At 52.0% G+C, this 24,601-nt stretch carries 21 protein-coding genes; 13 read left to right on the forward strand and 8 right to left on the reverse strand.

What is annotated here, in order from left to right; translation table 11 throughout:
• Positions 1-99: 99 nt before the first annotated feature.
• Both ABLV07_RS01425 and ABLV07_RS01430 read left to right on the forward strand, forming a co-directional pair.
• Complete coding sequence (locus tag ABLV07_RS01425; RefSeq protein WP_032712781.1) at positions 100-585, forward strand: hypothetical protein; 486 nt, start codon at positions 100-102, stop codon at positions 583-585.
• 81 nt (positions 586-666) lie between these two features.
• Complete coding sequence (locus tag ABLV07_RS01430) at positions 667-1,110, forward strand: hypothetical protein (RefSeq protein ID WP_032707571.1); 444 nt, start codon at positions 667-669, stop codon at positions 1,108-1,110.
• A 299-nt stretch (positions 1,111-1,409) separates the two neighbouring features.
• On the opposite strand, the gene ABLV07_RS01435 is transcribed toward ABLV07_RS01430, so the two are convergent.
• Positions 1,410-1,766 (reverse strand): YidB family protein, encoded by a 357-nt coding sequence (locus tag ABLV07_RS01435; RefSeq protein ID WP_020079424.1) that lies wholly within the window; start codon positions 1,764-1,766, stop codon positions 1,410-1,412.
• A 430-nt stretch (positions 1,767-2,196) separates the two neighbouring features.
• Here ABLV07_RS01435 and ABLV07_RS01440 point away from each other — a divergent pair, with 430 nt between their 5' ends.
• From ABLV07_RS01440 to ABLV07_RS01450, 3 genes are all read left to right on the forward strand, one after another.
• The gene (locus tag ABLV07_RS01440; protein WP_075208683.1) at positions 2,197-2,562 is read left to right on the forward strand and encodes a hypothetical protein; all 366 of its coding nucleotides are present in this window, start codon (positions 2,197-2,199) and stop codon (positions 2,560-2,562) included.
• 893 nt (positions 2,563-3,455) lie between these two features.
• The gene (locus ABLV07_RS01445; RefSeq protein WP_348853239.1) at positions 3,456-4,376 is read left to right on the forward strand and encodes a Kdo(2)-lipid IV(A) acyltransferase; all 921 of its coding nucleotides are present in this window, start codon (positions 3,456-3,458) and stop codon (positions 4,374-4,376) included.
• Between the two features lie 228 nt (positions 4,377-4,604).
• Entirely contained in the window at positions 4,605-4,877 is a 273-nt protein-coding gene (locus tag ABLV07_RS01450; protein ID WP_015367862.1) for a DUF1471 domain-containing protein, read from the forward strand.
• Positions 4,878-4,987: 110 nt separating this feature from the next.
• Here ABLV07_RS01450 and ABLV07_RS01455 read toward each other — a convergent pair whose 3' ends face one another.
• Positions 4,988-6,094, reverse strand: coding sequence for an alkene reductase (locus ABLV07_RS01455; protein ID WP_126027568.1), 1,107 nt, complete (start codon positions 6,092-6,094; stop codon positions 4,988-4,990).
• A gap of 205 nt (positions 6,095-6,299) precedes the next feature.
• Between ABLV07_RS01455 and cadC the strand changes: the two genes are divergently transcribed.
• The 5 genes from cadC to lysS all read left to right on the forward strand — a co-directional run bounded on the left by cadC (position 6,300) and on the right by lysS (position 15,014).
• Positions 6,300-7,826 (forward strand): lysine decarboxylation/transport transcriptional activator CadC, encoded by a 1,527-nt coding sequence (gene cadC, locus ABLV07_RS01460; RefSeq protein ID WP_015704648.1) that lies wholly within the window; start codon positions 6,300-6,302, stop codon positions 7,824-7,826.
• A 365-nt stretch (positions 7,827-8,191) separates the two neighbouring features.
• Positions 8,192-9,529 carry a cadaverine/lysine antiporter gene (gene cadB / locus ABLV07_RS01465; RefSeq protein WP_015367859.1) on the forward strand — a complete coding sequence of 446 codons (1,338 nt, stop codon included), beginning with the start codon at positions 8,192-8,194 and terminating at the stop codon, positions 9,527-9,529.
• Between the two features lie 82 nt (positions 9,530-9,611).
• Positions 9,612-11,759: a lysine decarboxylase CadA gene (cadA, locus tag ABLV07_RS01470; RefSeq protein ID WP_015367858.1), complete on the forward strand. Its 2,148-nt coding sequence runs from the start codon at positions 9,612-9,614 to the stop codon at positions 11,757-11,759.
• Between the two features lie 60 nt (positions 11,760-11,819).
• Positions 11,820-13,292 (forward strand): oligopeptide:H+ symporter, encoded by a 1,473-nt coding sequence (locus ABLV07_RS01475; RefSeq protein ID WP_348853238.1) that lies wholly within the window; start codon positions 11,820-11,822, stop codon positions 13,290-13,292.
• A 204-nt stretch (positions 13,293-13,496) separates the two neighbouring features.
• Positions 13,497-15,014 carry a lysine--tRNA ligase gene (lysS, locus tag ABLV07_RS01480; RefSeq protein WP_015704650.1) on the forward strand — a complete coding sequence of 506 codons (1,518 nt, stop codon included), beginning with the start codon at positions 13,497-13,499 and terminating at the stop codon, positions 15,012-15,014.
• A gap of 58 nt (positions 15,015-15,072) precedes the next feature.
• Here lysS and ABLV07_RS01485 read toward each other — a convergent pair whose 3' ends face one another.
• The 6 genes from ABLV07_RS01485 to ABLV07_RS01510 form a co-directional block, all read right to left on the reverse strand.
• Positions 15,073-16,461, reverse strand: a complete 1,389-nt coding sequence (locus ABLV07_RS01485; protein ID WP_032712786.1) for an amidohydrolase family protein — start codon at positions 16,459-16,461, stop codon at positions 15,073-15,075.
• A gap of 17 nt (positions 16,462-16,478) precedes the next feature.
• Positions 16,479-17,429, reverse strand: a complete 951-nt coding sequence (locus tag ABLV07_RS01490) for a carbamate kinase family protein (protein ID WP_020079420.1) — start codon at positions 17,427-17,429, stop codon at positions 16,479-16,481.
• A gap of 127 nt (positions 17,430-17,556) precedes the next feature.
• Positions 17,557-18,975 carry a DUF1116 domain-containing protein gene (locus ABLV07_RS01495; RefSeq protein WP_015367853.1) on the reverse strand — a complete coding sequence of 473 codons (1,419 nt, stop codon included), beginning with the start codon at positions 18,973-18,975 and terminating at the stop codon, positions 17,557-17,559.
• Positions 18,975-20,522, reverse strand: coding sequence for an acyl-CoA synthetase FdrA (fdrA, locus tag ABLV07_RS01500; protein ID WP_015367852.1), 1,548 nt, complete (start codon positions 20,520-20,522; stop codon positions 18,975-18,977). Before fdrA ends, ABLV07_RS01495 begins: the two co-directional genes overlap by 1 nt.
• Positions 20,512-21,375: a DUF2877 domain-containing protein gene (locus ABLV07_RS01505; protein WP_032712788.1), complete on the reverse strand. Its 864-nt coding sequence runs from the start codon at positions 21,373-21,375 to the stop codon at positions 20,512-20,514. Before ABLV07_RS01505 ends, fdrA begins: the two co-directional genes overlap by 11 nt.
• Before the next feature lie 39 nt (positions 21,376-21,414).
• Positions 21,415-22,020, reverse strand: coding sequence for an ankyrin repeat domain-containing protein (locus tag ABLV07_RS01510; protein ID WP_032712789.1), 606 nt, complete (start codon positions 22,018-22,020; stop codon positions 21,415-21,417).
• A 259-nt stretch (positions 22,021-22,279) separates the two neighbouring features.
• Between ABLV07_RS01510 and ABLV07_RS01515 the strand changes: the two genes are divergently transcribed.
• The 3 genes from ABLV07_RS01515 (at position 22,280) to ABLV07_RS01525 (ending at position 24,574) form a co-directional block, all read left to right on the forward strand.
• Positions 22,280-22,774, forward strand: coding sequence for a DUF1097 domain-containing protein (locus tag ABLV07_RS01515; RefSeq protein WP_032712790.1), 495 nt, complete (start codon positions 22,280-22,282; stop codon positions 22,772-22,774).
• Between the two features lie 101 nt (positions 22,775-22,875).
• Positions 22,876-23,814, forward strand: coding sequence for a LysR substrate-binding domain-containing protein (locus ABLV07_RS01520; protein WP_047054940.1), 939 nt, complete (start codon positions 22,876-22,878; stop codon positions 23,812-23,814).
• Between the two features lie 103 nt (positions 23,815-23,917).
• Complete coding sequence (locus ABLV07_RS01525; protein WP_213198848.1) at positions 23,918-24,574, forward strand: helix-turn-helix domain-containing protein; 657 nt, start codon at positions 23,918-23,920, stop codon at positions 24,572-24,574.
• Positions 24,575-24,601 lie beyond the last annotated feature (27 nt).

Genomic DNA, 24,601 nt, shown 5'->3' on the forward strand with positions numbered 1-24,601 from the left:
AGGTTTATTATGCGTTTAAAGTATTTTAATGTTGTACGCAATATATTTATTACTGGCCTGATACTGTCAACATTATCAGGTTGCGACCAGGGAGATAAAATGCAGCAAAAAATTGCTTACCTTGATCCAGGGAAGGTATTAACAGAGTCGGTTATTGGCAAGCAGGAACAGGCCCGACAGCAAAAAGTGCATGATATTTTGTTGCAGGCCGGTAAGGATGCAGAAGCGCGTTATGCGGAGATGACGCCGGAACAGAAACAAAAAAGTGCGCTGGCAGATCAAACGATACTTAATAACCAGTGGCAGGCAGAGCAGCGTCACGCCAGGGAAATCAGCATGAAGACGATCGCTGCCGCCGTTGAGGCGTACCGGGTCAATCATAAAATAGATGTGGTACTGAGCCAGAATCAAGTGATTGCAATAGATTCGAGAAGTAATATCACGAAAGATATTATTGATGAGCTTAAAAAAGTTCACGTTGATTATGGTTCTTTACCTGTGATAACAATAAAGCAAGAAGAGAGTAAAGATGCAGGGGCGAATAAGAAAGTAGAAAAGCCAACACCACAGGGAAGTGATAAATAGTTGCAAAGCCAGGCCCTGGTGGCCTGGCTTCTTATTATAAAAATGACAGTATGGTTTTTAAACTACACAGGAGCTAATAAAATGGATGAGTCTCTCAGAGGATATTGGGATTATTGTGGATTGAATTTACTTTTTGTGTCCAGATTACTAGAGGAGCGTCTTGAAAGTAGATTGGCCACTTATGGGGTTACCCTTCGCGAGCTTATGGTTTTACGACTTATTGCGGATGACGCTTTTATTAAGCAAAAGGAATTAGATTTATATGTTGGTCATTTTCATGAACCGATAAGAAAAACCCTGGATTCGCTTGAGAGCAAGTTGCTTATTAATAGGGAGCATAAACGACGCTGTGGCAAGAGGGTATCTCTGGCAGACGTTACTGAGAGCGGTATTGCACTGCTAAAGAAGGCTGATACCATTTTACGAAGACAAGAAGAGATTTTTCTGGGGCATCTGCCGAGAGCAACAAGAGTTGGTGTAAATTCCACACTCGAAAATGTACTGAAAAAAACGCTCACACACTGAAAAATAGAAAAGGGGAATGGTTGATTAAAACCATTCCCCGAATGCTTTAAAAATCAAGAAAATAATCCATGCGATTAGGGATGGAAGTGCGAAACCTAATCCAGAAACAAAAATTAACACATTGAAGTATCGAACATCATAAAATTCAAGCCAGACAATAATAAATGTACTCCAGTGAAGATAATGAAAAGAAAGTCCGCACCAAAGCAATACTGCAGCGCCACCGCTATAAAGTGAGATAACCAGAATAGCAAGCAGTAGTATTGTTGTTAGCGATTTTTTGTGATGCCCCATTGTTGCTAAGCGTTATGGGGCGCTGTGCCAGAAGTGGCGGTATCCATCACCGCTTTCGGCGTAATCATAGGTAAAAACTGCGCTACCAGGTTTGCGGCGCCTAAAATATCGGTGCCACATTTCTCTGCAAGAGGCTGGAGCTCAGAAAAATCTATAAACTCAAGGACCTGAGCCGCATCAATGCTGAGTGCCTTGTTATTGCTTTGCCATGAAGAAACAACGTGGGTAAGGTTATGTTCATTCATTTTTTGTAAGATATGTTGTATTCCACCCAAACTATTTACCCATAAAGCCACATGCTCAAGATGCGATTCAGACTGTTCATAACCAAATAGCTTTTTAAGAAAAATAGCGAGGCGCATATTTACTCCATTTTTATTGTAAATGATATGTATTGTTTAGCGTCGATTGTTAAACAGGAAGCATTCAATTAAATTGGAAGACATATATAGGTGGCGGACACATCAGCGACGAAAACTACAACGGAGGAATTTGATGTGCCCGCCTTGTTTTGCATAAGTTAATCTAATAAAAATGTCTATGAACTCAATTATATTATTATTTTCAGTCCTGATAGACAATGCTAATTCATTTAAATGGTTATTTAATAATGTGAGTTCTTTAAATTTTCTTTTTAAATTATTTATGTTGCATGTTTGTATTATCAAGATACAATAATTGTTAAATCAATAAAAACTAATGCTGTTCTAACATCACTTATTAGGCCACTTGATATGAGTGGCTTTTTTTTATCATTGACAGCAATAATTCTTAAAATTACAAACGAGATTTATGATAATAAAAAATCTTATGGTTTCTTTAGTCATGCTTAACTCAGTAGCAGCAATGGGAAATTCCGGGGTTCGCTTATCGTGTCATTTCAGGGAAAATGTTTTAATATCACGCTTTAGTTATCATCTTAGTACTATGTTATGGGGGGATAACTTCGAAGTGGCTTCAGGTAGCCTCAAAGGACGGACCAATAGCGGACTTAGATTTGAAGTGACTGCATTTCGCAATGGTGATGATTTGGTTTATCTGGTGGATAAAAAACAATATCAGTTTTTCTATGGGGGAAAACCTCCGGCTGATAGATGTGAAATCATTGAGCGGGTCAGTTATCCCGTGACTAGCCTTCCTTATCATAGCGCGCGTTAATCGAAATGCCGGAGATATGAAGTGTATTCTCCCTTTTCTTATTCTCCTGGCACTCGATGTAAAATGAGGTCTCCGGAAGTTCTAAAAAAATAGACCAGCTATGATGATTACTAATCCACACCAAATGATTCCGCATAATGAAAATGCCATGACCCACACGGTTGCTCGGTATCCCATTATTAATTCCCCAATGATTTACATTCTTCTGGTGTAAATTTTCGTTACAGCAACTTGTAAATGATCTATCTATGATAGTAACTATATCTTTATATTTACTATGTAATGTTCGGTTATGGCAACATAAAAAATTCAATTGTTATTTTGTAATATCTTAAAAAGTTGTTGTTAAATATGGTGTTGTGAGCCTATTTAATAATTTTAAATAGAGTATATAAAATGATAGGATTCGCTAGCATAGCGTTTTCCACATCGAAATCTTCTTTCGGTTGTGACGGAGAGAGATAGTTCATGCATGAAGTTAAAAAAACAGTTAAATGAGGAGAGTGATTTTTGATATCAATTGTCAGTCAGAGTGATTGAGTGGGCTTGCTTAACCTTCTCACTGCCGGTACACACGGTTGTAATGGTTCAAATTTGGATGTGGCGAACTTGATGAAGCGTGAGTCTACAAACTAATGTTAGTAAGCGTTTATTTTCAAATGAGAAAAAATCTTATATAATCCTCCATATCACCATCAGGTTAATTAATAATAAATTTGTTACACAGTTCGTTTAATACCAGGGCAGTGTAGAGGTTATAGTCTACACTTGTATGCGTATTACCGCACGAATAGGAAAAAACTAAATGTTGTGGATCGGGTACCTTATCCGCAAATTCGGACTGAGGCCTCCCACTGGCATGTAAATCAAGGATCCTGAAGAGCAATAGTCAGATGTCGCATTTACCCAAATTCTCTCTTTCATTATTACACCCGCGTTACTGGCCGGCATGGCTGGGCATTGGCTTATTGTGGCTGATGGTACAACTTCCTTATCCGCTGATCTATCGTCTGGGCCATGGTCTGGGGCGTTTATCTATGCATTTTTTGCGCGGAAGGGTACGTATTGCGCAGCGCAATCTTGAGCTCTGCTTTCCTCACCTCAGCCCGGCGCAGCGTCATGAAATGTTGGTTAAGAATTTTGAATCTTTGGGCATGGGGTTGATGGAAACCGGCATGGCATGGTTCTGGCCAACCCATCGCGTCGAGCGCTGGACTGAGACCAGTGGCGTCAATGAAGTCGTTGAACTGCAGGAACAGAAGCAGGGTATTTTGCTAATTGGCATTCACTTTCTAACCCTGGAACTCGGCGCGCGGATGTTTGGCATGTTCACGCCGGGGATTGGCGTTTACCGGCCAAATGATAATCCGCTGATCGACTGGCTGCAAACCTGGGGACGGCTGCGTTCTAACAAGACGATGCTGGATCGTAAAAACTTGAAAGGTATGGTTAAGTCGCTGAAAGAGGGCGAGATCCTCTGGTACGCTCCGGATCATGATTATGGTCGCGCCAGTAGCGTATTTGTTCCCTTTTTCAATGTGGATAATGCTGCGACCACCACCGGTACCTGGATGCTGGCGAGAATGTCAAAAGCCACCATCGTTCCTTTTGTTCCGCGAAGAAAGCCCAATGGTGCCGGGTATGAGCTGATTGCGCTGCAGCCAGAGGCGACGCCGCCGCTGGATTCCCCGGAAACTACCGCCAGCTGGATGAACAAAATTATTGAGCAATGTATCCTGATGGCGCCGGAACAGTACATGTGGCTGCATCGTCGTTTTAAGACCCGTCCGGAAGGGGTACCGTCGCGCTACTAAGCGCGGTGAACGGTGAAAAATAATCCGATAAATAGCGCGCTTATTAATCTTGTGTCTATACTCTAAATAATTCGAGTTGCAGGCAGGCGGCGACGCAGAGAATCCCCAGGAGCTTACTCTAGTAAGTGACTGGGGTGAGCGAGGAAAGCCAACGCACATGCAACTTGAAGTATGACGAGTATATACTGAAAGAGCCTCAATTAGGCTCTAATCCAAGGAGAATGTAGGATGAAAAAGGTATTAGTCGCTTTAGCTCTTTCTGCTGTTGCCTTTGGCGCCTCGGCAGCGCAATTAATTACTAAAGAAGAAGCTTCGCATTTCAAACTGACTCACGTGGGCAGTATTTCTGTGGGGCCGTCTGGCGGGCAATTCTCTTCACCTTCTGACCTGCACGACCAGCTTTCTAAGCTGGCAGATGAGAAGGGCGGTAAATATTATATTATTACCGCGGCGCGTGAACATGGGCCGAACTTTGAAGCAACGGCGGAAGTGTATAAATAATTAATCACATTGATTAATTATACATAAACGTCGAAAGTCTTATTTTTAACCCGGCATGCCACAGCGCTGCCGGGTTTTTTATTTAAGTGCTATGAAGCGATTTGCTCCGTTTACTTCGCATCGACGGTAGGGTAGTCGAGGTAGCCCTCTTTACCACCGCCGAAAAACTGCTCTCTGATTGGCTGGTTCAGCGGCAGGTTGTGTTGCAGGCGATAGGGCAGATCCGGGTTGGCGATAAACGGACGGCCAAAACCAATCAGGTCGGCCCAGCCCTTGGCCAGCGCCTCTTCGGCACGTTCTACGGTGTATTTCCCTGAATAAATCATCGTGCCGCGGAACACCTGGCGCAGCGCTTCTTTAAAGGCGGCGGGCATCACCGGCGCGTCGTCCCAGTCGGCTTCGGCGATATGGATATAGGCGATGCCGATATCATTGAGGACGCTGGCCGCCGCCAGATAGGTGGCTTCCGGCGTATCGTCTTTTGACCCCATCAAGGTGGTCAGCGGCGCCAGGCGGATACCCAGTTTCTCTTTCCCAATCGCATCGGCAACGGCCTGCGCGACTTCTTTGAGGAAACGCAGGCGATTGGTTAACGAACCACCGTACTCATCGGTGCGCTGGTTTTCTCGAGAATCAATAAACTGATTAATCAGATAGCCATTCGCACCGTGTAGTTCTACGCCATCAAAACCGGCGGCCATAGCGTTACGCGCGGCCTGCGCATATTGTTCGATGATAGCCGGGATCTCTTCGCGAGTCAGAGCGCGCGGCATCGAGTGCTGCACCATTTCACCGACGCCGTTTTCCGGGCCGCGGCCTTCGATATCGACAAAGACCTTCACCCCTTCAGCCTGAATAGCAGACGAGGAAACCGGCGCGGCATTGCCCGGCTGCAGTACAGTATGGGAGACACGCCCTACGTGCCAGAGCTGGGCAAAAATTTTGCCTCCCGACTGGTGTACCGCAGAGGTGACTTTTTTCCAGCCGGCGATCTGCGCTTCATTATAGATGCCTGGCGTCCAGGCATAACCCTGTCCCTGTTGGCTAATCTGCGTGCCTTCGCTGATAATTAAACCGGCGCTGGCGCGTTGGGCGTAATACTCCGCCATCTGATCGGTAGCGACATCACCGGCTCCGGCGCGGGAACGCGTCATCGGCGGCATCACGATACGGTTGTTTAACGATAGGGCCTGCAAGGAATAGTGGTCGAATAACATAATGCGTCTCCTTAACGACTTGATGGACGCAGCATAGACCTTGGCTATTTTGGATTAAATGACAACGATGTTCATAGACTGTTAACTGATTTGTTTATAAAGGGAGTAGCTTATGCCAAACGTGTGGGGTATTGACCACCCGCATAATTAGGTAGGCGAAATGTGGTATTATCGCGCCTTTCCCTTTTCGTCCTGGGGTTTTTTTATGCAACAACCTGTTGTTCGCGTTGGGGAATGGCTCGTTACTCCTTCTGTAAACCAAATTAGCCGGAACGGACGTCAGCTTACTCTCGAACCGCGTTTAATCGATCTTCTGGTCTACTTTGCTCAACATCCTGGCGAGGTACTTAGCCGGGACGAGCTTATCGATCACGTCTGGACGCGCAACGTGGTGACCAGCCATGTCGTCACCCAAAGTATTTCCGAGTTGCGTAAGTCACTGAAAGACGGCGATGACGGCAGCATGGAATATATTGCGACGGTGCCCAAACGCGGCTACAAGCTGACGGTCCCGGTAATTTGGTGTACGGAAGAGGGCGAAGAGTTGGCGCCGGTTGTCCCGCCAGTGGCCCCTGTCACCGTTCCTGAAACGTCGCCACCGACTATTTCTCCTTCATCTGCTGCGCCAGCGGCGGCGGCAGTGCCGGAAAAACGTAAACGGATCACCACCTTCTGGGTATGGACGCTGTTTCTGCTGGCGTTGGGCAGTTGCGTCGCGTTAGTCGCTTTGTCGTCGATAGAATCGCGGCCGCCGGAAACCAAAACTCGCCTGCTGCTCAACCCGCGCGATATCGACATACACCTGGTAAACGGCAGTTCATGCAACAACTGGGCATCGCAGCATGCCTATGCGGTAGGATTGGGCAGCCTGGTAACCACCTCGCTCAACACTTTCTCGACCTTTATGGTCCACGATAAAACCAACTACAACATCAACGAGCCCAGCAGTTCGGGTAAAACGTTGACCATCGAATTCGTTAATCAGCGCCACTATCGCGCCCAGCAGTGCTTTATGTCGGTGCAACTGGTCGATAACGCCGACGGCTCGACGATGCTCGATAAACGCTACTTTATTACCATGGATAACCAGCTCACCATTCAGAATGACCTGCTGGATAGTCTGTCAACCGCGCTAATGCAGCCGTGGCCGGATCGCATGAAAGCGATGCTGAAACAGTATCAACCCGCGCAAAGCCCTTCATTAACCCGTCTTTATCAGGCCCATCAGCTGTTAATGAAAGGTGATGTCGATTCATTAGGTAAAGCCAGCGATATACTCGATGACGTCATTAAACAATCGCCGGACTTTATTTATGCTTACGCCGAAAAAGCGCTGGTGGATGTATTACGTCATTCGCAGCAGCCGTTGGATGAAAAACAATTAGCGACGCTGTATGCCGAGGTTGAAAAAGTAGGTGAAATGCCCGGCATTAAAGATATGGCGATTTTCTACCAGATAAAAACGGTAGATATGTTAGGCAAAGGGAAAATAGATGAAGCGTACAGCGCGATCAACACGGGCATTGATTTAGAAATGTCGTGGATGAATTACGTGCTGCTCGGAAAAGTTTATGAGATGAAAGGACAGAACCGCGAAGCTGCCGATGCCTACCTGACGGCGTTTAATTTACGCCCTGGCGAAAACACCTTGTACTGGATTGAAAACGGAGTATTCCAGACCTCCGTCACCCGCGTAGTACCGTATCTCGACAATTTCCTCGCTTCAGAATAAGTAAACCCTCATCATGCTCATGGTTTTGAGTATGATGAGGTTAAATTTATGTATCTCATGAGCACTCTGATTGTTACCTGAAATAAGCGTTATTTTCCTGCCTGGTAACACAATTTCAACACCATAATGTCTCTCTAACTCTTTGTAAGTAGGCGATGTTTATCTTTTTTTGATATCAACATGTCATGTTTATATGTTAATCGAAAAAGGTCAAAATATCATTTGTCTGATGTTTGTAGTTATTTCACTTTATCTTTAGGATTTATCTCGTACGAATCAGTAATCTTGTTGGCAGTTGGTCGGGTCAATAAATGGTTCTCTATCATGATCTGTACCTCCCAAATAAACTTAGGAGAAAAACAACCATGAGTTCTGCCAAAAAGATCGGGCTATTTGCCTGTACCGGCGTAGTCGCCGGTAATATGATGGGGAGCGGTATTGCACTATTACCTGCGAACCTCGCCAGCATCGGTGGTATTGCCATTTGGGGTTGGGTGATTTCTATTATTGGCGCGATGTCTTTGGCTTATGTTTATGCCCGACTGGCGACCAAGAACCCGCAGCAGGGTGGCCCAATTGCGTACGCAGGGGAAATTTCTCCGGCCTTCGGTTTCCAGACCGGCGTCCTTTATTATCATGCAAACTGGATTGGTAACCTGGCAATCGGTATTACCGCCGTCTCTTATCTCTCTACGTTCTTCCCAATTTTAAATAACCCGGTGCCAGCAGGTATTGCCTGTATTGCCATCGTGTGGATCTTTACTTTCGTTAATATGCTCGGCGGGACCTGGGTAAGCCGTCTGACCACTATTGGTCTGGTACTGGTGCTTATTCCGGTGGTGATGACAGCGGTCGTCGGCTGGCATTGGTTTGACGCGGCAACTTATCAGGCGAACTGGAACACCTCCAGCACCACTGATAGCCACGCGGTCATTAAAAGTATCCTGCTCTGCCTGTGGGCCTTCGTTGGCGTAGAATCCGCCGCAGTGAGTACCGGGATGGTGAAAAACCCGAAACGTACCGTACCGCTGGCAACCATGCTGGGTACTGCGATGGCTGGTATCGTCTATATCGCCGCGACTCAGGTTATCGCCGGTATGTATCCTGCTTCTCAGATGGCCGCATCCGGCGCGCCGTTCGCGATTAGCGCTTCTACCATTCTCGGCGGCTGGGCTGCTCCGATGGTTTCCGCTTTTACCGCCTTTGCTTGCCTGACTTCTCTGGGCTCGTGGATGATGCTGGTTGGCCAGGCCGGCGTACGTGCCGCCAACGACGGTAACTTCCCGAAAGTGTATGGCGAAGTCGATAGCAACGGTATCCCGAAAAAAGGCCTGCTGCTGGCGGCGGTGAAAATGACCGCGCTGATGGTGCTGATTACCCTGATGAACTCCGCCGGTGGTAAAGCTTCTGACCTGTTCGGCGAACTGACCGGTATCGCGGTACTGCTGACCATGCTGCCTTACTTCTACTCCTGTGTTGACCTGATTCGTTTCGAAGGCATCAACATTCGTAACTTCGTTAGCCTGATTTGTTCGGTACTGGGTTGCGTGTTCTGCTTCATCGCGCTGATGGGCGCAAGCTCCTTCGAACTGGCCGGCACCTTCATCGTTAGCCTGATTATCCTGATGTTCTACGGTCGCAAAATGCACCAGCGCCAGCAGAACAACGCAACGGATAACAACAGCCCCGCTAACGCGCACTAATCAGTAACCCTTTTTCCTGAGGCTCCTTCCATCACCTGTCACATCGAGACGGGAGGGGCTTTCTACATCTGGAGATTTGACTATGAACGTTATTGCAATCATGAATCACATGGGTGTTTACTTCAAAGAAGAACCCATCCGTGAACTGCATCGTGCTCTCGAACGCCTGGACTTCCGTATTGTCTACCCGAACGACCGTGACGACTTATTAAAACTTATCGAAAACAACTCTCGTCTGTGCGGCGTGATCTTCGACTGGGATAAATACAATCTCGAACTGTGCGAAGAAATCAGCAAAATGAACGAGTACATGCCGCTGTACGCTTTCGCTAACACCTACTCCACCCTGGACGTTAGCCTGAACGATCTGCGCATGCAGGTTCGCTTCTTCGAATATGCGCTGGGCGCCGCTGAAGATATCGCGAACAAAATCAAACAGAACACTGATGAATACATCGACACCATTCTGCCGCCGCTGACCAAAGCGCTGTTCAAATATGTACGTGAAGGCAAATATACCTTCTGTACCCCAGGCCACATGGGCGGTACCGCGTTCCAGAAAAGCCCGGTAGGCAGCATCTTCTATGATTTCTTTGGTTCCAACACCATGAAATCCGATATCTCCATTTCGGTTTCTGAACTGGGTTCACTGCTCGACCACAGCGGCCCGCACAAAGAAGCGGAAGAGTATATCGCTCGTGTGTTTAACGCTGAACGCAGCTACATGGTGACCAACGGTACATCTACCGCTAACAAAATCGTCGGTATGTACTCCGCGCCTGCCGGCAGCACCGTGCTGATTGACCGTAACTGCCACAAATCGCTGACTCACCTGATGATGATGAGCGACATTACGCCGATCTACTTCCGTCCGACCCGTAACGCCTACGGTATCCTCGGCGGGATCCCGCAGAGCGAGTTCCAGCACGCGACTATCGCCAAGCGTGTGAAAGAGACGCCGAATGCGACCTGGCCGGTACACGCGGTTATCACCAACTCAACCTATGATGGTCTGCTGTATAACACCGACTTCATCAAGAAAACCCTGGATGTGAAATCCATCCACTTTGACTCCGCATGGGTTCCTTACACCAACTTCTCGCCGATCTATGAAGGCAAATGCGGGATGAGCGGCGGTCGCGTTGAAGGGAAAGTGATCTACGAAACCCAGTCCACGCATAAACTGCTGGCGGCATTCTCTCAGGCTTCGATGATCCACGTGAAAGGCGACGTTAACGAAGAAACCTTCAACGAAGCCTACATGATGCACACCACCACTTCTCCGCACTACGGTATCGTGGCTTCCACCGAAACCGCGGCGGCGATGATGCGCGGTAACGCCGGTAAACGCCTGATCGACGGTTCTATCGAACGTTCTATCAAGTTCCGTAAAGAGATCAAACGTCTGAAAGGCGAGTCTGAAGGCTGGTTCTTCGATGTATGGCAGCCGGAACATATCGATGGCGCTGAATGCTGGCCGCTGCGCTCCGATAGCGCATGGCACGGTTTCAAAAACATCGATAACGAGCACATGTACCTCGACCCGATCAAAGTCACGCTGCTGACTCCGGGAATGAAGAAAGACGGCACCATGGATGATTTCGGTATTCCGGCAAGCATCGTGGCGAAATATCTCGACGAACACGGCATCGTGGTTGAGAAAACCGGTCCGTACAACCTGCTGTTCCTGTTCAGCATCGGTATCGATAAGACAAAAGCGCTGAGCCTGCTGCGTGCGCTGACCGACTTCAAACGCGCGTTCGACCTGAACCTGCGGGTGAAAAACATGCTGCCGTCTCTGTACCGTGAAGATCCTGAATTCTATGAAAACATGCGTATTCAGGACCTGGCGCAGAACATCCATAAACTGGTTGAGCATCACAACCTGCCGGACCTGATGTTCCGCGCATTCGAAGTGCTGCCATCCATGGTGATGACCCCGTATGCCGCGTTCCAGAAAGAGCTGCACGGTCAGACTGAAGAAGTGTACCTCGAAGAGATGGTAGGCCGCGTCAACGCCAACATGATCCTGCCGTATCCTCCGGGAGTACCGCTGGTCATGCCTGGTGAGATGATCACCGAAGAAAGCCGCCCGGTGCTGGAGTTCCTGCAGATGCTGTGCGAAATCGGCGCTCACTACCCGGGCTTCGAAACCGATATCCACGGCGCATATCGTCAGGCGGATGGTCGTTACACCGTTAAAGTGCTGAAAGAAGAAAACAACAAGTAATAGACGCACACAAGGGAAGTGGCTTGCCACTTCCCTTTTTTCACGCTGCAAGGAGAACCTATGAAAACACCCTCACAGCCGCGCGCGATTTACTACATCGTAGCGATCCAGATCTGGGAGTACTTCAGCTTTTACGGCATGCGCGCCTTACTCATCCTTTATCTCACCCACCAACTTGGCTTTGACGATAGCCACGCCATCAGTCTGTTCAGCGCCTACGCATCTTTAGTTTACGTAACCCCCATTCTCGGCGGCTGGCTTGCCGACCGCCTGCTCGGCAACCGCACGGCGGTGATTGCCGGGGCGTTGTTGATGACCCTCGGCCACGTGGTGCTGGGCGTCGAATCTGATTCCACCTGGAGCCTCTATCTGGCGCTGGCGATCATTATCTGCGGCTATGGCCTGTTCAAATCCAATATCAGCTGCCTGCTCGGCGAACTGTACGCCGCTGACGACCATCGTCGCGATGGCGGTTTCTCGCTGCTGTATGCCGCCGGTAACGTCGGTTCGATAGCCGCGCCCATTGCCTGCGGGCTGGCGGCGCAGTGGTACGGCTGGCATATCGGCTTTGCGCTGGCGGGGATCGGCATGTTCATCGGCCTGATGATTTTCTTAAGCGGCAGCCGCTACTTCCGCGACACCCGCGGCGTCGATAAACAGGCGCTGCGCGCGGTGAAATTCGTGCTGCCGACCTGGGGCTGGCTGGTGGTGATGCTGTGCCTGGCGCCGGTGTTCTTCACCTTGCTGTTAGAAAACAACTGGTCCGGTTATCTGCTGGCGATTGTCTGCCTGTTCGCCGCGCAGATGGTGGCGCGGATCATGATCAAATCGCCGCAGCATCGCCGCGCGCTGTGGCAAATCGTTCTGCTGATGTTGACCGGAACGCTGTTCTGGGTACTGGCGCAGCAAGGCGGCAGCTCGATTAGTCTGTTTATCGACCACTTTGTTGATCGCCGGCTGTTCAATATTGAAGTACCGACCGCGCTGTTCCAGTCGGTTAACGCGGTAGCGGTGATGGCGGCTGGCGTGATCCTGGCGTGGCTTATCCGCCCGGAAGGGCGTACCCGCTCGGTGTTAAAAGTATGGCTGAAATTTGCTTTCGGCCTGCTGCTGATGGGCGGTGGATTTATGCTGCTGGCGCTGAATGCCCGCCACGGCGCGGCTGACGGTCAGGCCTCGATGGGCATGATGGTCGCCGGGCTGGCAATGATGGGCTTTGCCGAACTGTTTATTGACCCGGTGGCGATGGCGCAGATAACCCGTCTGAACATGCCCGGCGTCACCGGCGTATTAACCGGCATTTATATGTTGGCCACCGGCGCGGTCGCCAACTGGCTGGCCGGGGGGGTGGCGCAGCAAACCACCGAATCGCAAATCAGCGACACGGCGATTGCCGCCTATCAGCATTTCTTCTCGCAGATGGGCGAGTGGACTATCGGCTGCGTGGCGGTAATTGTCATTGTCGCCTTTGCCGCGATTTGCAGCACCGGCCAGCGCAGCGCGACCGGGGACATTAACTCAACAGCCAAGTGATCAGGAGGTGGATATTCTGGCAGGCGCGGAAGCCAACGATAAAAAATACCGTTAGTGAAGCCATAGCTGAGTGAGATCAGCTTGTAGTGAATCCAGAGTCGTTAAGATTGTTCTCTGGTGTGTTACCAGAGACAGGCCGCGCTGAATGGTGACCTGGTTCAATTTATCGAAGCTAGTTTGAAAGCAGGGTTATGAGGAACCAACATGTCTGAACAACAAGCACAAGGTGCCGATGAGGCAATTGACCTTAATAATGAACTGAAAACTCGTCGCGAAAAATTGGCTGCGCTGCGTGAGCAGGGCGTCGCTTTTCCGAACGATTTCCGTCGCGATCATACCTCTGACCAATTGCACGCTGAATTCGATGCGAAGGATAACGATGAACTCGCTTCCCTGAACGTTGAAGTCTCTGTTGCTGGTCGTATGATGACCCGCCGCATCATGGGTAAAGCCTCTTTCGTCACCCTTCAGGACGTCGGCGGCCGCATTCAGCTGTACGTCGCGCGGGATGACCTGCCGGAAGGCGTCTACAACGAACAGTTTAAAAAATGGGATCTCGGCGACATTATCGCCGCCCGCGGCAAGCTGTTCAAAACGCAAACCGGCGAACTCTCCATTCACTGCACCGAGCTGCGTCTGCTGACCAAAGCCCTGCGCCCGCTGCCGGATAAATTCCACGGCCTGCAGGATCAGGAAGTCCGCTATCGCCAGCGTTATCTGGATCTGATCGCCAACGAAGAGTCGCGTCATACTTTCCGTATCCGTTCGCAGATCCTCGCCACCATGCGTCAGTTCATGGTTGCTCGCGGCTTTATGGAAGTCGAAACCCCGATGATGCAGGTGATCCCAGGCGGCGCTTCCGCCCGTCCGTTCATCACCCATCACAACGCGCTGGATCTGGATATGTACCTGCGTATCGCGCCGGAACTGTATCTGAAACGTCTGGTGGTTGGCGGCTTCGAACGCGTCTTCGAAATCAACCGTAACTTCCGTAACGAAGGGATCTCCGTACGCCATAACCCAGAATTCACCATGATGGAACTGTACATGGCGTATGCGGATTACAAAGATCTGATCGAACTGACCGAGTCGCTGTTCCGCACTCTGGCGCAGACGGTGCTGGGCAAAACCGAAGTGCCGTATGGCGACCAGGTGTTTGACTTCGGCAAGCCGTTTGAAAAACTGACCATGCGCGAAGCCATCAAGAAACACCGTCCGGAAACCAACATGGCGGATCTGGATAACTTCGACGCGGCGAAAGCGCTGGCGGAATCTATCGGTATTCAGGTAGAGAAAAGCTGGGGTCTGGGACGTATCGTCACGGAGATCTTCGATGAAGTGGCGGAAGCGCATCTGATCCAGCCGACCTTCATCACCGAATACCCGGCGGAAGTTTCCCCGCTGGCGCGCCGCAACGACGTGAATCCGGAAATCACCGACCGCTTCGAGTTCTTCATCGGCGGCCGCGAAATCGGTAACGGTTTCAGCGAGCTGAACGATGCGGAAGATCAGGCGCAGCGTTTCCAGGATCAGGTCAACGCCAAAGCGGCGGGCGATGACGAAGCGATGTTCTATGACGAAGACTACGTCACCGCGCTGGAATACGGCCTGCCGCCGACCGCCGGTCTGGGTATCGGTATCGACCGCATGGTGATGCTGTTCACCAACAGCCACACCATCCGCGACGTTATTCTGTTCCCGGCCATGCGTCCGCAGAAGTAATCGCGTCTGGTAAATGACAAAACCCCGGCTTGCCGGGGTTTTTTGCATTACGGTGGCATCAGGCGCCGACGCTGCCCCAGACCATCTTACCGTTATGGAAGGTGGCGGTGCGCGGCGAAATTCGCGCCACGGCTTCGGCGGAGCAGGAGGCATCGACCAGCACAAAGCTGGCGTCGTCCTGCGCTTTTGGCCATACGCGCTCGCCCTTGTCATTCAGCGGCAGCACGTCGCCGGTGGCGATCGCCAGCGCGCGCGACAGGGTCTGCTCATTGGGGCGGATATACAGCTGGGCGTAGAGATTGGCTTTCTCCAGCATGTCGCCCAGTCCGTATGGCGACCAGTGGTCAATCACGCTATCGGTACCGGTCATCACGAAGACGCCTTTTTCGCGCAGTTGTTTGAGCGGCATGTGCAGAGTACCGATCGGCACGGTGGAGGCGATGGTGATCTGCTGCGCCGCCATGCGGGTCGCGATGGCATCGACCTGCTGCTCGTTGAGCGTCGCCAGCGCAAAAGCGTGGCTGATGGTCAGCTTGCCTTTCAGCGCCGGGGTCTTCTCCACGGTTTCCACCATATAGTTCACCGCCGCCACGCCCGCCGGGCTGGTTTCATGCAGGTGAATATCCACCCCTTTGTCGTAATCGAGCGCAATCTGGAACATGGTATCGAGCGATTTCTCCATCGCGCCATCGACGTTAGTCGGGTCGAGGCCGCCGACATAATGGGCGCCGGCCTGCATCGCTTCGCGAACCAGTGATTCCGATTTCGACAGCAGCAGCCCGTGCTGCGGAAAAGCGACGATTTCGCAGTCAAAGCCTGGCTTACGCCGCGCCAGTACTTCCTGCAGATTCTCAAGGTTCTTCAGCCCGGACACCGGCTCAATATTGCAGTGGCTGCGGGCGATGGTCGAGCCTTTGGATTGAATCAGGTCGATAAGCTTCTCGGCGTGCGCCTGCGTATAAGGCTGGAGTTCCGGCAGCAATTTCTGCTCAAGCTTGATCATATCCTGAATGGTGGTGCCCGCCGGGCGGTTCAGCGAGCGCCACGGGCCGCCGTAAAACGTTTTGTCCAGATGGATATGCATGTCGCGCATGGCAGGCAGCATCAGTTTACCACCCGCGTCATAGCGCGGCAGCGTGGCGTCCGGGTGGCTCAGATTGCTGCGCAGGGCGACGATTTTGCCGTCTTTTATTTCCAGCGTTTGCCGTTCGGTCCGGGTGTGAACCACCACGCCGTTTTCATATTCGAAGCCGCTTTCCAGCAGCACGTTATCAAGGTAGTAATGTTTATCGGCGACGTTGACCGCGCCTTTATTATCGCAGGTGGCCGCGGATGGCGGGTTGCTTGCGGCATACGCCGCCGGCGCGCCTGCCGCCAGCAGGGCAGCTGCGGTGACCATTTTTCCGCTTTGGGTAAGAAATTCGCGACGGCTGTTGTCTTTATTCATCCTTTTTTCCTTTTGTGTCAGTCATGCACAATATGAGTTCCCGTTTCGCCGCGTAGCGCGGCTGGTAGACATTCCGGCGTAGTGATGATCACCCGCTTGCCGCCGTGTTGCAGGAACGCGAGGCTGGCGACGATTTTTGGCAGCATGCTGCCAGCCGGGAAATGTCCTTCTTGCATATAGCGGCTCATCTCGTCGATACCGACGCGACCCAATGCCTGCTGATTAGGCTTGCCGAAATTCACGCACACTTTCTCCACCCCGGTGGTGATCACCAGAATATCAGCATCAATTTCGCGGGCCAGCAGGGCGGTTGAGAGATCTTTGTCGATCACCGCATCCACGCTCTGGTAGTCGCCCTGCGGGCTGCGCACCACCGGGATCCCGCCGCCGCCGGCGCCGATCACCACAAAGCCTTGCCGGGTCAGCGCTTTAATAGCTTCCGCTTCGACAATGCGTTTCGGCTCCGGCGAGGCGACCACCCGGCGATAGCCGCGGCCCGAATCTTCCACAAAGCGCCACTCAGGATGCGCCTGTTGTAGTTCATCGCGCTGGCTTTCGCTAAAGAACGCGCCGATAGGCTTGGTCGGATAGGCAAAGCCGGGATCGTTTTTATCCACTTCAACCTGGGTGACGACGGTAACCGCCTTTTGCTCGCCGCGCTGGGCGAGGCGGTTATTCAACGCCTGCTGAATGAGGTAGCCGATGCCGCCCTGGGTATCGGCGACGCAGTTAGCCAGCGGCGTCAGCGGCAGACCTTCTCGTTCATGAGCTATCTCCGAGCGGCGTAAATCCAGCCCAACCTGCGGGCCGTTACCGTGGGTTAGCACCACGTTATAGTCCGAAGCCAGCATCTCCAGCACCGTGCTGGCCACCGCTTTGACCGCCTCGGCCTGATGCTCGATCGACTGGCTGGCGTTATCTTTGATAATGCTGTTGCCGCCAATGGCAACGACGATAAGTTCTTTCATATCCGGCTTCCGCTACAGAAGGTGATGTGGTTATTGTTATTGTGTGGTTGTGGTAGTCGCCCGGCCAGGTGTAGGGCTGCCGGGGATTTCCCGGGGTCGGCGTAAACGCCTCGCCCGGGCTACAACGCTAAACGTCGTAACGATCGCACCAGCTGAGGATCGCTTTTTCGAAACAGGCGAACGGCGGATGAACGATCCCGGCGCCGATCATGCCGATCCCGGCGTCTTTGTGGGCGATAGCGGTGTTGATCACCGGTAAAATACCGCTGCTGCCGACGCGGGTGATGTCGATCGCGGTCGGGATCCCCATAAAGCCGAGCAGCGGAATGGTGACGTTCGGGTTTTCGCCAAGGGTGATTTCACGCATCTGGCGCGAGAAATCGACCGCTTCTTCTACCGTTCCGCCGACCAGCGCGACGATAGCCGGCGCCGTCGCCATGGCGAAACCGCCGATGCCATAGGTTTCGGTAATCGCACTGTCGCCGATATCGAGGCCGGAGTCCTCCGGTTTAAAACCGGCAAACATCGGGCCTATCACTTGCTGCGCCGGGCCGGTAAACCATTGTCCCGGCAGGCCGCTGACCCGCAGTCCGAACTCGACGCCGTTACGCGCCATGGTGGTCACCACGGTGCTGTATTCAATACCGTGGGCCGCGTCCATCGCCGCTTTGCACATCGCCATCCACGTCGGCCCGGAGAAGTAATCGCTGCTGGCGACAAATTCGAACACTTCGCGCTGCTGCTCTACCGGATAACCGGCCTGAATAATCCCCGGCGTGAGCGCCTGAATCAGCAGGGTGGTGCCGGCGTTGTTGCGGTTATGGCACTCATCGCCCATGTGTAGCGCCTGCGCCAGCATTAAGCGCAGATCGATTTCGCCGATGATCTTCATGGCGTCGCGCAGCATGGGGCCCTGCACGTCGCGCATCCAGTTCAGACGATCGATCACGCTCTTATCGTTAGCCCCCATGCGCAGGATCTTCGCCATCTGCTCGCTCATGTTGGTATAAGCGATATTGCCGTAGGTTTTGTTCTCGACGATGTGCATGAACATCGACGCCGACGTCACGCCCGCCATCGAACCCACGCAGTCGTGTTCGTGACAGGGTGAGAAGGTAATTTCACCGGAGGCGGCAAGCTCGGCGGCTTCATCCAGATCTTTCGCCAGCCCTTCAAAGACCAGCGCGCCGGTGACCGCGCCTTTCATGGCGCCGCACATGTTTTGCCATTCCACCGGCGGGCCGGCATGCAGAATGGTTTTTGGCGTCATGCCCGGCACGACGTTAATGGCCTGATCAAAGCCGATGAGTACCGGGTGCGACTGAATAATACGCTCCAGCGCCTGCTGGTTGGCGGCGGCGATTTTATCCGCCAGCGGCGAGTCGGCGATGCGATCCAGCGCCTCGACCACCTGCATATTGCCCTGGCCCGGCGGCGTCCAGTCGAGCTGGGTGACGGCGGTGTGCTGCTTTTTCAAATCGTCGCTGAACATGGCGATACCGACGTTAATCACGTTCAACGGCTGGTTAAATAGCGACTGGCTCATCAGGCTTGCTCCCCTTTGCAGATAAATTCACGCGCCAGCAAACCGGTATTGGTACTGCTGCTGGCCAGAATGACGCCAGCGTCAAGCAGCATCTGGCGCTGTTGCTCCAGCGACGGCGTATCGATGTCGGTGCCTAACACGTAAGCGAGAATCGCTAATGGGCGGCCATCGGCGGCGGCAATGGCTTTGGCCTCTTTGATCGCCGCGATCGTCGAACCCACCGGATCTTCATGCGCTCCGAAGCCCAGCACGAAGTCCATGACGATGACCGCCACTTCGGGATCGCGCGCTTCTTGCAGCAGGCGACTGATACGGTTGGTTGGGTCGATCATCGGGTGCGGCTTACCGTTAGTGAAGTCGTCATCGCCGAAATCGAGGAAGGTGTGTTTGATGCTGCGATTGATATCGCTCAGGCGATAAGCCGGATCCGGCTGAATGTTGCTATAAACATCCGCGTGTTTTTCCAGTACCGCGAACATGGTTTCATCGCACAGGGTACCGCCGCAGAACAGGCCACGAATGTACTTTTGCTGTGGCGTGAGCTGCGCGCGAACGTCAGCAATCAGCGCCTGGTTCAGCGGATGAACATCGAGATTTTCCTGCTTAATACCGCTCAGCAGGACGGCCTTCAGCGCCGCGTCTTTAGTGCCGCGGGCGAACTGCAGGCCTGGCTCATCGGCGGGGGGCTCGGCGCGGCCGAGGAAGCACGCCACCACCGGTTTACGGCAGGCGCGAGCGCGTTCGAGCACTTTTTTCGCCACCGCTGGAGCCGGTGGTTTTGAAACAAGGACGATAATTTCTGTTTGCGGATCGGCTTCCAGCATCTGAATGGCGTCGAGCATCATCAGGCCGCCGATTTTCTCACTCAGATCGCGGCCTCCGGTACCAATCAGCTGCGAGATACCACCGCCGAAATCATGGATACGGACGCTCAGCTCCTGGCTACCGGTGCCGGAGGCGCCGATAATGCCGATGTTGCCACGGCGAACCGCGTTACCGAAGCACAGCGCCGCACCGTTAATAATGGCGGTGCCGCAGTCTGGCCCCATCATCAACAACCCCTTTTCGTGGGCCAGCTGTTTCAGCGCCAGTTCGTCGTCAATAGAGACGTTATCGGAAAACAGCATCACGTTAAGATCGTTTTGCAGCGCCTGACGCGCTTCGCGAGCGGCAAACAGGCCGTTGACCGAAATAATCGCGAGGTTACTTTGCGGAAGATGTTTTTTGGCGCTGGCGAGGGTAGCGTAGCGCGCTTCGTGCTGGCCGCTTTCGGCCTTTTTGCTGAACAGCGCTTCTATTTCACTGAGTATTTGTTCGCAATCGGCGCCGTCTTTGCCCTTGATGACGATCATCAGGTCGCCGTTTTTCGCTGCTTCCAGCTCCGGGGTCAGCAGCCCAAGGTTATTCAGCACCCCTTTATTCATTTCCGTCGCCATCGCCACAAATGCCTGCTCTACGCCATCGAGCTTATTAGCGCGGGTGGAAATCGACATTAATGAGACGGAATCAAAATAGGTATTCTTCTTCACCACTATTTTAACTGACATTATTCCCTCCATACGTTTGGCTCAGCGCGCAGGCATCCGCCATGCCCAATAGCATGTCGCTGCCGGAACTTGAGCCAATATTTTTAATATCGGCAATTGCCTCAATAGAAAAGGTTGTCGATTGATTAACCAGCAGATTAATCAACACGGCGATACTTTCGCGATAACGTTGGTTTATCGCTGCCTCCAGCGTTATCGCGCTGAGCGGCGTAGTATTTTGTCGGGCGCTCTGCAGCGCGGTTATAAATGCTTCCCGGTATTGATTAGCCGGGTGCCCCTTTATGAATAAAATAACGCTTAGACCTAGCAAATAATCATCCGCCGATGGCGTCAGGCCAATGCCTAATCCGATCATGTTCGCCACGGCGGCGTTGATATTTTTATTTTCGCCAAGCGCTTTAAATAAGGTTTCCCGTCGCTGCTGGAGTTCATGACGCATCGCGTGATAAAAGGGATTGTCGCCGCGATAGAGAAATAACGTGTCATCCTCATGTAACTGCGTAACGATAATGTTGCGCCATCGTCGCCAGGCTATCTGGCTAAATGTTGCCGCGTTTAATACTGCCTGCGGCGTTTGCCAGCGCTCACAACGGTGGATGTCTATCCATGTATTATCGCCAATGTAAATCCCTGAATCGGTAAACCGGACGCTTTCCCCTGGCCGGAGCAGGTTGTCAAAGTGGGTGAGTGCTAACCTACAGCTATTGGGCGCATTATCAGAGGTTTCACACAGCAGCGTCAGAAGCCCTGGTTTGCCGGGGATGAGCAGGTTCACCGCATGAGTGAAAACCTGCTCGACCTGTCCGCCGCCGCGCTGCGAGAGAAAGCTCTCATCCGCAGTTAGCGCTTGCACACACCGCCATGAGGAGGTGTTAATGGCGATTCTCCTTCCTCAGGCTCCGGCGGCGACCAGCAGGTGGGCGATTTCACTGAATCCCTTATCCCATGCCAGCTCCAGCGGCGATTTACCGTACTTATCGGTCATATGCGGGTTGGCGCCGTGGTCCAGCAGCAGTTTGACGATCTCCTGCTGCGTCGCACCGCCGTCGTTTAAGACAATCGCTTCCAGTAGCGGTGTCCAGCCAACGAAATTGGTGTGGTTAACGTTAATATTGGTTTCCGTCAGCAATATTTTGACGATCTCAAGATGGCCTTTTTCACAGGCCGGGGTCAGGCCTACGCCACCGAAACGCGTTAATCGTTCGAGGTCGGGATTTGCCGGCAAAATTAAGCGCAGTAGTTCGACGTCGTTATTCAGACAGCTGATTAAAAACGGATTAAAACAGGTTTGATCCTGCTTATTAATATCCGCGCCAGCGGCAATAAGAACCGAGACACAAGCATAATGTTTATTCAGGCTGGCGAGGGTAATGGCGGTTCGCCCCTGACGATTACTGGCATTAATATCGACGCCACTTGCCAGGCAGGCTGTTAATTTCGTGATATTTCCCTGCTCTGCAGCCAAAAGATAGTCAACAATAATATTTTCCGTGGCCATCATCTTGCTCCTGTTGTTGCGGCTGAGACTTTCTCGATGGCTTGAGCATAGCAACCAGAAATAGATAAAAGAACCCGCTTAAATTTTATTCGCCATAATCCGGTAGATTATTGAATAACTTTCAACAATCGATGCAGACTGTGCGGCAGAGCAATGTTTACTTCTTTACGCTTATACCCCTTAACGCAATCGGGTTTTCTTTCGATATAGTTGCCGTCAGAAAGCAACGTCATCAATCTATTTTTCAGAGGGGAAAGAGATGAACGGACTCACCGCTACGGGGATCACCGTCGGTATTTGCGCAGGCGTTTGGCAGCTCATTTCCTCGCACGTCGGGCTGCAGCACGGTTGGGAATTATTGGGAACCATCGGCTTCGTCGCGTTCTGTAGTTTCTATGCGGCAGGGGGTGGCCAATCCGGCTTTGTCAAAAGCCTGTGCGTTAACTATTCCGGGGCAGTGTGGGCGTGGCTGGCGGCGCTGGCCGCCGGCGCTCTCGCTTCAGCCAGCGGTATGTCGGGGTTCTGGGCAAGCGTTATTACCACGGTGCCGTTTTCGGCAGTCATCGTCTGGCAGGGGCGCTTTACGCTAACCTCATTTATTCCCGGCGGCTTCCTCGGCATGACGCTCTTTTTCGCCACCGGTTTGAACTGGACGGTGACATTGCTGGGATTTATGGCGGGCAACTGCGTTGGCTTTATTTCAGAATATAGCGGGCGCAAACTCAGTGAGGCGACCAGTAAAGAGCGGGCCTGAAGCCGCGACGGGTATTAAGCATTGTTCAAAAATGATTGCCCCTTGCCCCGGTAACCAATACATTCAGCTCAGGTATGGTTTAGCGGAGGCGGGAAGGGCGCATGAACTCGATTTTTACTGAAGAAAATCTGCTGGCATTCACCACCGCGGCGCGTTTTGGCAGCTTCAGCAAGGCGGCCGATGAGCTGGGGTTAACCACCTCAGCCATCAGCTATACCATCAAACGGATGGAAGCCGGGCTGGACGTGGTGCTGTTTACCCGCAACACCCGCAGCATTGAACTGACGGAATCTGGCTACTATCTGTTTCGCAAGGCTACCGATCTGCTTAATGATTTCCATGCGATAAAGCGCAGCATTGATACTATCTCGCAGGGCATTGAAGCGAGGGTGCGCATCTGCATCAATCAACTGCTATATACGCCGCGCCATACCGCCCGCCTGCTGCAGGTGTTGAAAAAACAGTTTCCCACCTGCCAGATAACCGTTACCACCGAGGTATACAACGGCGTCTGGGATTCGATCATCAATAACCAGGCGAATATTGCTATCGGCGCGCCGGATACGCTACTTGACGGCGGCGGAATCGATTATACCGAGATCGGCGCGATCCGCTGGGTGTTTGCTATTGCCCCGGATCATCCGCTGGCGTTTATGCCCGAACCTATTTCAGAAAGCCAGTTACGCCTCTATCCCAATATCATGGTTGAGGACACCGCCAGTACGATCAATAAAAAGGTCGGTTGGCTGCTGCATGGCCAGGAGGCGATCCTGGTTCCCGACTTCAATACCAAATGTCAGTGTCAGATCCTCGGCGAAGGGATCGGCTTCTTACCCGACTATATGGCTCATGAAGCCATTGCGGAGAATCTGTTGGTGATCCGCCAGATCCACAACCCGCGCCAGGATTCCGGCATGTTGCTGGCCACCCAGCACGCGGCTACCGGCCAGGTGACGCAGTGGATTAAGAAGCAATTCCGCCCCGGCGGGATTTTAACGGCGATCTATGATGATTTATTGCATCGTGGAGAAGCGAAATAGTCTTGCCACACATATCTTTACGCCAAAACTCCAGCTGTGGACTTTTCCCCTCGCTTTGCCTTATATATATTTGATGACGTCGGTGATACGGGAAAGTACGGCAATGGATACGGGGAAGTTGAATAGCAGTTTTGGTCGTATTCATGCCTGCTACCAGAAGCTGCAGTTAAATGCGCATCTCCCACACGTCATCGCCTGTAGCGAAAACGTCGAGTGCGCCGCCGGCGAGCGTTTTCAGCCGCAGGATGGGTTCATTTACTTTCTGCTGTCCGGGCAAATCACCCTCGCAGTCAACGACCCTGATAACCTGTTGGGGATTGTGATCGAGCATATGCCGCTGGGCCTGCTTGAGCACTACTGCCCGGCGGTAGAGCTGCTATATCAATGTCTCGATCGCTGCCGTTTTGCCAGAATCAGCATGGAGGATTTCGAGCGTATCTTCTTTTACTCTTCGCCGGAGTATATGAAAGAGCTGACGACTATTCTGGCCTACATGGGCATTTTTGCTCTTGATGCGCACAACGAGCGCGGCAACCTGTCCGGTTTTCAGACCATAAAATCGATGCTATCGCGTTATCTGTACCGTAACGAGATCGATTGTGGAAAACGTGAAAGCCTGTCCGCTTTTATTATTAAACGGACCAATCTTTCGCGCAGCTATGTATATCAGGTTTTAGCGGCGTTAAAAGAAGGCGGTTATATCACGGTGAAAAAAGGTCAACTTATTTCTATCGACCGAAAAATACCGGATAAATTCTGATTAATATGGTCAGTTGTCAGGGCGATT

This window comes from Klebsiella sp. CN_Kp097 (genome assembly GCF_040064495.1).
Taxonomy (GTDB): domain Bacteria; phylum Pseudomonadota; class Gammaproteobacteria; order Enterobacterales; family Enterobacteriaceae; genus Klebsiella; species Klebsiella aerogenes.

Excerpts from the sequence above, each read along its gene's own strand:
- ABLV07_RS01445 (WP_348853239.1), top strand. The coding sequence starts at position 3,456 with ATGTCGCATTTACCCAAATTCTCTCTTTCATTATTACACCCGCGTTAC.
- ABLV07_RS01490 (WP_020079420.1), bottom strand. The coding sequence starts at position 17,429 with ATGAAAGAACTTATCGTCGTTGCCATTGGCGGCAACAGCATTATCAAA.
- ABLV07_RS01515 (WP_032712790.1), top strand. The coding sequence starts at position 22,280 with ATGAACGGACTCACCGCTACGGGGATCACCGTCGGTATTTGCGCAGGC.
- cadA (WP_015367858.1), top strand. The coding sequence starts at position 9,612 with ATGAACGTTATTGCAATCATGAATCACATGGGTGTTTACTTCAAAGAA.
- ABLV07_RS01425 (WP_032712781.1), top strand. The coding sequence starts at position 100 with ATGCAGCAAAAAATTGCTTACCTTGATCCAGGGAAGGTATTAACAGAG.
- cadB (WP_015367859.1), top strand. The coding sequence starts at position 8,192 with ATGAGTTCTGCCAAAAAGATCGGGCTATTTGCCTGTACCGGCGTAGTC.
- ABLV07_RS01455 (WP_126027568.1), bottom strand. The coding sequence starts at position 6,094 with ATGTTATTCGACCACTATTCCTTGCAGGCCCTATCGTTAAACAACCGT.
- ABLV07_RS01440 (WP_075208683.1), top strand. The coding sequence starts at position 2,197 with ATGATAATAAAAAATCTTATGGTTTCTTTAGTCATGCTTAACTCAGTA.
- ABLV07_RS01430 (WP_032707571.1), top strand. The coding sequence starts at position 667 with ATGGATGAGTCTCTCAGAGGATATTGGGATTATTGTGGATTGAATTTA.
- ABLV07_RS01510 (WP_032712789.1), bottom strand. The coding sequence starts at position 22,020 with ATGGCCACGGAAAATATTATTGTTGACTATCTTTTGGCTGCAGAGCAG.
- cadC (WP_015704648.1), top strand. The coding sequence starts at position 6,300 with ATGCAACAACCTGTTGTTCGCGTTGGGGAATGGCTCGTTACTCCTTCT.
- ABLV07_RS01485 (WP_032712786.1), bottom strand. The coding sequence starts at position 16,461 with ATGAATAAAGACAACAGCCGTCGCGAATTTCTTACCCAAAGCGGAAAA.
- ABLV07_RS01475 (WP_348853238.1), top strand. The coding sequence starts at position 11,820 with ATGAAAACACCCTCACAGCCGCGCGCGATTTACTACATCGTAGCGATC.
- ABLV07_RS01495 (WP_015367853.1), bottom strand. The coding sequence starts at position 18,975 with ATGAGCCAGTCGCTATTTAACCAGCCGTTGAACGTGATTAACGTCGGT.
- fdrA (WP_015367852.1), bottom strand. The coding sequence starts at position 20,522 with ATGTCAGTTAAAATAGTGGTGAAGAAGAATACCTATTTTGATTCCGTC.
- ABLV07_RS01435 (WP_020079424.1), bottom strand. The coding sequence starts at position 1,766 with ATGCGCCTCGCTATTTTTCTTAAAAAGCTATTTGGTTATGAACAGTCT.
- lysS (WP_015704650.1), top strand. The coding sequence starts at position 13,497 with ATGTCTGAACAACAAGCACAAGGTGCCGATGAGGCAATTGACCTTAAT.
- ABLV07_RS01450 (WP_015367862.1), top strand. The coding sequence starts at position 4,605 with ATGAAAAAGGTATTAGTCGCTTTAGCTCTTTCTGCTGTTGCCTTTGGC.
- ABLV07_RS01520 (WP_047054940.1), top strand. The coding sequence starts at position 22,876 with ATGAACTCGATTTTTACTGAAGAAAATCTGCTGGCATTCACCACCGCG.
- ABLV07_RS01525 (WP_213198848.1), top strand. The coding sequence starts at position 23,918 with ATGGATACGGGGAAGTTGAATAGCAGTTTTGGTCGTATTCATGCCTGC.